4 protein-coding genes are annotated in these 6,000 nt (G+C 66.0%); all 4 read left to right on the forward strand.

Features of this window, described 5'->3' with window-relative positions; genetic code table 11:
* The first annotated feature begins 175 nt into the window (after window positions 1–175).
* The 4 genes from ACTJJM_RS19050 (at window position 176) to xth (ending at window position 5,941) form a co-directional block, all read left to right on the forward strand.
* Window positions 176–1,603, forward strand: a complete 1,428-nt coding sequence (locus tag ACTJJM_RS19050; RefSeq protein ID WP_019337935.1) for a DcaP family trimeric outer membrane transporter — start codon at window positions 176–178, stop codon at window positions 1,601–1,603.
* 110 nt (window positions 1,604–1,713) lie between these two features.
* Complete coding sequence (locus ACTJJM_RS19055) at window positions 1,714–3,375, forward strand: MFS transporter (RefSeq protein ID WP_043399645.1); 1,662 nt, start codon at window positions 1,714–1,716, stop codon at window positions 3,373–3,375.
* Window positions 3,376–3,610: 235 nt separating this feature from the next.
* Window positions 3,611–5,020, forward strand: coding sequence for a coniferyl aldehyde dehydrogenase (locus ACTJJM_RS19060; protein WP_440865887.1), 1,410 nt, complete (start codon window positions 3,611–3,613; stop codon window positions 5,018–5,020).
* Between the two features lie 153 nt (window positions 5,021–5,173).
* Window positions 5,174–5,941 carry an exodeoxyribonuclease III gene (gene xth / locus ACTJJM_RS19065; protein ID WP_049413190.1) on the forward strand — a complete coding sequence of 256 codons (768 nt, stop codon included), beginning with the start codon at window positions 5,174–5,176 and terminating at the stop codon, window positions 5,939–5,941.
* Window positions 5,942–6,000 lie beyond the last annotated feature (59 nt).

Here is a 6,000-nt window from a genome sequence, read left to right on the forward strand (position 1 = left end):
GCCCCATCCACCCCCGGTCGCGTCACCACTCTGGTTAGACCATGGTCGAAAGTGAGCGCCCAGCAGGGCCGGGTTCGACCAATGGCGAATAGCCGCTATACATAATCGCCCCGCAGTCTCGGCTCGACCGTGCCCCACGCGCGGCATCACCTTGCCACTTGGGAGAGAGGGCAACATGAGCCACCGTACGTTGAAAGCCGTGCGCACACCTTTGGCGGCCTGCCTGTTGGTCGCCCTGGTCGCACCGGGCATGGCGTTCGCAGAGACCGCCAAAGAGAAGGCACTGGAAGCACGCGTTGCCGAACTGGAACGCCAGGTCCAGCTGCTGCTGTCTTCGCAGCAACAACAACAGACCCAGATCAGCCAGACCCAGCAGGCCGTAACCGAAGTCCGCACGGTGCAGGCCGAGCAGAAGCCGGTCGCACAGGTGCCGGCCGGCAAGCAGCCCATCCAGGTCACCACCATCACCCCGGGCGCGGCGCCGGGCACCACGGTCAAGATCGGCGGCTTCATCAAGGCCGACTTCCTGGCCACCCAGACCAGCGATGGCCAGCTGGCCGACGACGCCACCGGCCGCTCGCTGTACCTGCCGGGCCAGACCCCGGTGGAAGGCGCTGGCGGCAGCGGCAAGCGTTCGGGCACCGACTTCAATGCCCACGCCAAGTTCTCGCGCTTCAACCTGGGCATCGACAACGTGAGCGAATCGGGCAACAAGGCCGGTGCGTTCTTCGAGATGGACTTCTTCGGCAATTCACTGGGCAACCAGACCGCCACCAATACCTACGGTGTGACCCTGCGCCACGCCTACATGTACTGGAACAACTGGATGGCCGGCCAGACCTGGTCCAACTTCATGGACGCGGCCGCACTGCCCGAGGCGGTCGACTTCGTCGGCCCCACCGATGGCGTGATCTTCGTGCGCCAGGCCCAGGTGCGTTACACCCAGGGTGGCTTCAGCGTCGCGCTGGAAAACCCGGAAACCACCACCCTCACCGGTACCCGCAACCCGGTCACCGGGGCATGGACCAACGCCAGCGCCAACTCCGACCGTGGCAGCCTGCCCGATCTGACCATGCGCTATGGCTGGAAGGGTGATTGGGGCACCTTCGGTGTCGGCGGCATCGTCCGTCAGCTGAAGGTCGACAACCAGGCCACCGGCGCCAAGGCCGACAAGGTGGCTGGCGGCCTGACCCTGGGCGGCAAATGGGTGATGGGTGACAGCGATTCGCTGCACTACCAGCTGACTGGCGGCGAAGGCATCGCCCGCTACATCGGCCTGGGCATCACCGCCGACAGTGCCTATGACGTGGCCCGCGACGAACTCAACCCGACCGGCGTGCTTGCCGGCTACGTGGGCTGGCGGCATGCGTTCTCGCCGAAGTTGCGCACCAACCTGATCTACGCGCGCAGCGACTACGACAACGACAGCATCCTCGGCCCGCTGGTAACCAAGAGCGTGCAGAGCATCCGCGGCAACATCTTCTATTCGCCGCTGCCCAAGGTCGATATCGGTGCGGAGCTGATGTACGGCCGTCGCGAAGTGGAGAACGGCAACAAGGGTGACATCACCCGATTGCAGTTCACCACCAAGTACAGCTTCTAGAGGAGTGCCGACCAAGGTCGGCACCTATAGAGATTGCGTGCCGGCCAGCGGCCGGTACCTACCGAATTGAGTGCCGACCAAGGTCGGCATCTACCGAGGGAAAACGCCCCATGTCCAGCACACCCAGTACCGCACACAAAGCGGGCACCCTGACCAAGGGTCACAAGAAGGTCATCTTCGCCTCGAGCCTCGGCACGGTGTTCGAGTGGTACGACTTCTTCCTGTACGGCTCGCTCGCGGCCATCATCGCCAAGCAGTTCTTCAGTGGCGTCAATGAAACCACGGGCATGATCTTCGCCCTGCTGGCGTTTGCCGCCGGCTTCTTCGTGCGTCCGTTCGGCGCGGCCTTCTTCGGCAGCCTCGGCGACCGCATCGGCCGCAAATACACCTTCCTGGTCACCATTCTGATCATGGGCATCTCGACCTTCCTGGTCGGCGTGCTGCCCAACTACGCTTCGATCGGTTTCGCCGCGCCGGTGATCCTGATCATCCTGCGCCTGGCCCAGGGCCTGGCGATGGGCGGCGAGTACGGCGGTGCCGCCACCTACGTGGCCGAGCACGCGCCGGACGACAAACGTGGCCTGTACACCAGCTTCATCCAGTGCACGGCCACGCTCGGCCTGTTCATGTCGCTGCTGATCATCCTGGCCTGCCGTTACTTCCTGGGCAATGAAGCCTTCGAAGCCTGGGGCTGGCGCATTCCGTTCCTGGTCTCGATCCTGCTGCTGGGTGTCTCAGTGTGGATCCGCCTGCAGCTGAGCGAGTCGCCGCTGTTCCAGCAGATGAAGTCCGAGGGCAAGGGTTCCAAGACCCCGTTCCGTGACAGCCTGAAGGGCGGCAACCTGAAGCTGATGCTGCTGGTCCTGCTCGGTGCGGCGGCGGGTCAGGCGGTGGTCTGGTATGGCGGCCAGTTCTACGCGCTGTTCTTCCTCAGCAGCATGCTGAAGGTCGATGCCACCACCTCCTACCTGCTGATCGCGGCCGCGCTGGCGTTGGGCGTACCGTTCTTCATCTTCTTCGGCTGGCTGTCCGACCGTATCGGCCGCAAGAAGATCATCCTGGCCGGCTGCCTGCTGGCCGCCGTCACCTACATCCCGATCTTCAAGGGCCTGACCCACTTCGCCAACCCGGCCATCGAAGAAGCCCGCAGCAGCTCGCCGGCCCTGGTCGTGGCCGATCCGGCTACCTGCTCGTTCCAGTTCGATCCGGTGGGCCTGCGCAAGTTCACCAGCTCCTGCGACGTGGCTACCGCCGCGCTGACCAAGGCCGGTGTGCCGTACGACGTGCAGCCCGCCGCCGCCGGCTCGCTGGCGATGGTGAACGTGGGCAGCGCCAGTGTCACCTCGTATGAGGCCGCCGGCCTGACCAAGGAAGACGGCAAGGCCAAGGCCGATGCGTTCGGTGCGGAACTGAAGACCGCCCTGACCGCCGCCGGCTACCCGGCCAAGGCCGATGGTGCACGCATCAACATTGCCGGCACGGTGTTCATGCTGTGGCTGCTGGTGCTGTACGTGACCATGGTCTACGGCCCGATCGCTGCCTACCTGGTGGAACTGTTCCCGACCCGCATCCGCTACACCTCGATGTCGCTGCCGTACCACATCGGCAACGGCTGGTTCGGTGGCTTCCTGCCGGCGATCTCCTTCGCGCTGGTGGCCGGTACCGGCAACCTGTACTACGGCCTGTGGTACCCCATCATCATCGCGCTGATGTCGGTGGTGATCGGCGGCCTGTTCCTGCGCGAAACCAAGGACGTGGATATCACCCAATAACCGGCGTGCCGACCAACGGTCGGCACCCACCGGATTTCAGGGGCCGTGGTGCAGACCACGGCCTTTTCGTTTCCCTGTAGCGCCGAGCGATGCTCGGCGACCGCGCTACGCGCGGCACAAAATTCCGCAGACGCGAACAGACAGCGTTCAATGCCGTCATCGCGGTTGACAAGCATCCGAAGCCACACGCCATCTCGTGCCCATCGAGACGTGCCGCACGCCGTATAGTCGCGGCATGACCACCATTCCGCCGGCCGAGCTCCCCGCCATCCTGCACACCCTGCGCAGCGCCTGGCAGTCGCAGCGCCCCACGCTGGACCAGCGCGAGGCAGACCTGCGCCGCCTCCGCGAAGCGCTGAAGGCACGCCTGGACGATATGGCTGCGGCCATCGCAGAAGACTTCGGCCATCGCGCCCACGTTGAATCGAAACTGGCCGATGGCATGAGCGTGCTGTCGGCCGTTGACCACCTGCGCCGCCACCTGCGACGCTGGTCGAAGCCGCAGCGGGTCGGTGCCGGTTGGCGACTGTGGCCGGCGCGCGCGCAGCTGCGACCGACGCCGTTGGGTGTGGTCGGGGTGATCTCGCCCTGGAACTACCCGGTCACGCTGGCACTGGTGCCGTTGGCTACCGCCATCGCCGCAGGCAACCATGTGCTGCTCAAGCCTTCGGAACATACGCCGCGTACCAGCGCGTTCCTGGCCGATCTGCTGGCCAGTGTGTTCCCGCCCGATCGGGTGGCGGTGGTGCAGGGCCGGGCGGACGTGGCCGCGGCGGTGTCGTCGCTGCCGTTGGACCATCTGCTGTTCACCGGCTCGACCGCCGTGGGCCGCAAGGTGATGGCGGCGGCCGCCGAGCATCTGGTGCCGGTCACGCTGGAGCTGGGTGGCAAGTCGCCGGCCATCGTCTGTCGCGATTTCCCGCTGGACAAGGCCGCCGCGCGGCTGGCCACCGGCAAGTGGTTCAACGCCGGGCAGACCTGCATTGCGCCGGACTATGTGCTGATCGACACCGCGCGCCAGCGCGAGTTCGTGCAGGCGCTGCAGCAGCAGGTGCGCGAGCGCTATGACGATTTCAGCAATGCCGACGACTACACGCGCATCATCAATGAAGGCCAGTACCGGCGCCTGCAGGGTTATCTGGCGCAGGCGCGCGAACGTGGCGTGCCAGTGATCCCGCTGACGCAGGTGGATCCTGCGCGCGCCGACCGCGAGCGCCTGCTGGTGCCGACCGTGGTGCTGGACCCGCCCGACGACCTGGACCTGATGCGCGAGGAGATATTCGGCCCGATCCTGCCCGTGCGGGCCTACCCGGACCTGGATGCTGCGCTGGCCGACGTGCTGTCCCGTGACCGGCCGCTGGCGCTGTATCCCTTCAGCCATGACACGGCCACGGTGGAGCGCATCCTCGGCCAGGTGGTGGCGGGCGGGGTGACGGTCAACGACACCCTGCTGCACTTCGCCGCCGATGGCCTGCCGTTTGGCGGGGTTGGCGCCAGCGGCATGGGTGCATACCACGGGCGGGCGGGTTTCGATGCGATGAGCAAGCGCCTGCCCGTGCTGTGGCAGTCGCGCTGGGCGGCCAGTGACCGGCTGCGGCCGCCATATTCGAAGATTGCGGGGTTGTTGAAGCTGTTGCTGCGGTGAAGCCACGCATGGCGTTGCTCTACGGAATCAGCGCCCGATTCTTCTGTAGAGCCGAGCCCACGCTTGGCTGCCCTTGGCTGGTCCAGGCAGACGCAGCCGAGCGTGGGCTCGGCTCTACAAGGCAACCCAGGCCTACCCGGGTAGAATGCGCCCATGAAGATCGCCTCGTGGAACGTCAATTCGCTCAATGTCCGCCTGCCGCACCTGGAGCAGTGGCTCAAGGATTTCGGCCCGGACATCGTCGGTATCCAGGAAACCAAGCTGGAGGACCACAAGTTCCCCGATTCGGCGCTGATCGCCGCGGGTTACCGCAGCGTGTTCGCCGGCCAGAAGACCTACAACGGCGTGGCGCTGCTGTCGCGTGAGCCGGCGCAGGACGTGCAGATCGGCATTCCCGGTTTCGAGGACGAGCAGAAGCGCGTCATCGCCGGTACCTTCGGCGACCTGCGCGTGATCAACCTGTACGTGGTCAACGGCCAGGACATCGGTACCGACAAGTACGACTACAAGCTGCGCTGGCTGGAAGCGGTCCATGCCTGGATCGCCGAAGAGCTGCAGCGCCACCCGAAGCTGATCGTGATGGGCGACTTCAACATCGCCCCGGACGCGCGCGACGTGCACGACCCGGAGGTGTGGAACGACAACCACATCCTGACCTCCACCGCCGAGCGCGGCGCATTGAACAAGCTGCTGCAGCTGGGCCTGCACGACGGCTTCCGCCTGCACAACGACGAGGCGGGTACCTTCAGCTGGTGGGATTACCGCGCCGCTGGTTTCCGTCGCAACCTGGGCCTGCGCATCGACCTGACCCTGGTCTCCGATGCGCTGAAGAGCGGTGCGGTGGCTTCGGGCATCGACCGCGAGCCGCGCACCTGGGAACGTCCGAGCGACCATGCGCCGGCGTGGGTACAGTTGGGTTGAGTTGAGGTAGCGGGGGGGGGGGGGGGGGGGGGGGGGGGGGGGGGGGGGGGGGGGGGGGG

This window comes from Stenotrophomonas sp. 22692 (assembly GCF_052045015.1).
GTDB lineage: Bacteria > Pseudomonadota > Gammaproteobacteria > Xanthomonadales > Xanthomonadaceae > Stenotrophomonas > Stenotrophomonas geniculata.

What these genes read in the sequence shown, in the direction of transcription:
- ACTJJM_RS19055 (WP_043399645.1), top strand. Translation starts at nt 1,714, where the DNA reads ATGTCCAGCACACCCAGTACCGCACACAAAGCGGGCACCCTGACCAAG.
- xth (WP_049413190.1), top strand. Translation starts at nt 5,174, where the DNA reads ATGAAGATCGCCTCGTGGAACGTCAATTCGCTCAATGTCCGCCTGCCG.
- ACTJJM_RS19050 (WP_019337935.1), top strand. Translation starts at nt 176, where the DNA reads ATGAGCCACCGTACGTTGAAAGCCGTGCGCACACCTTTGGCGGCCTGC.
- ACTJJM_RS19060 (WP_440865887.1), top strand. Translation starts at nt 3,611, where the DNA reads ATGACCACCATTCCGCCGGCCGAGCTCCCCGCCATCCTGCACACCCTG.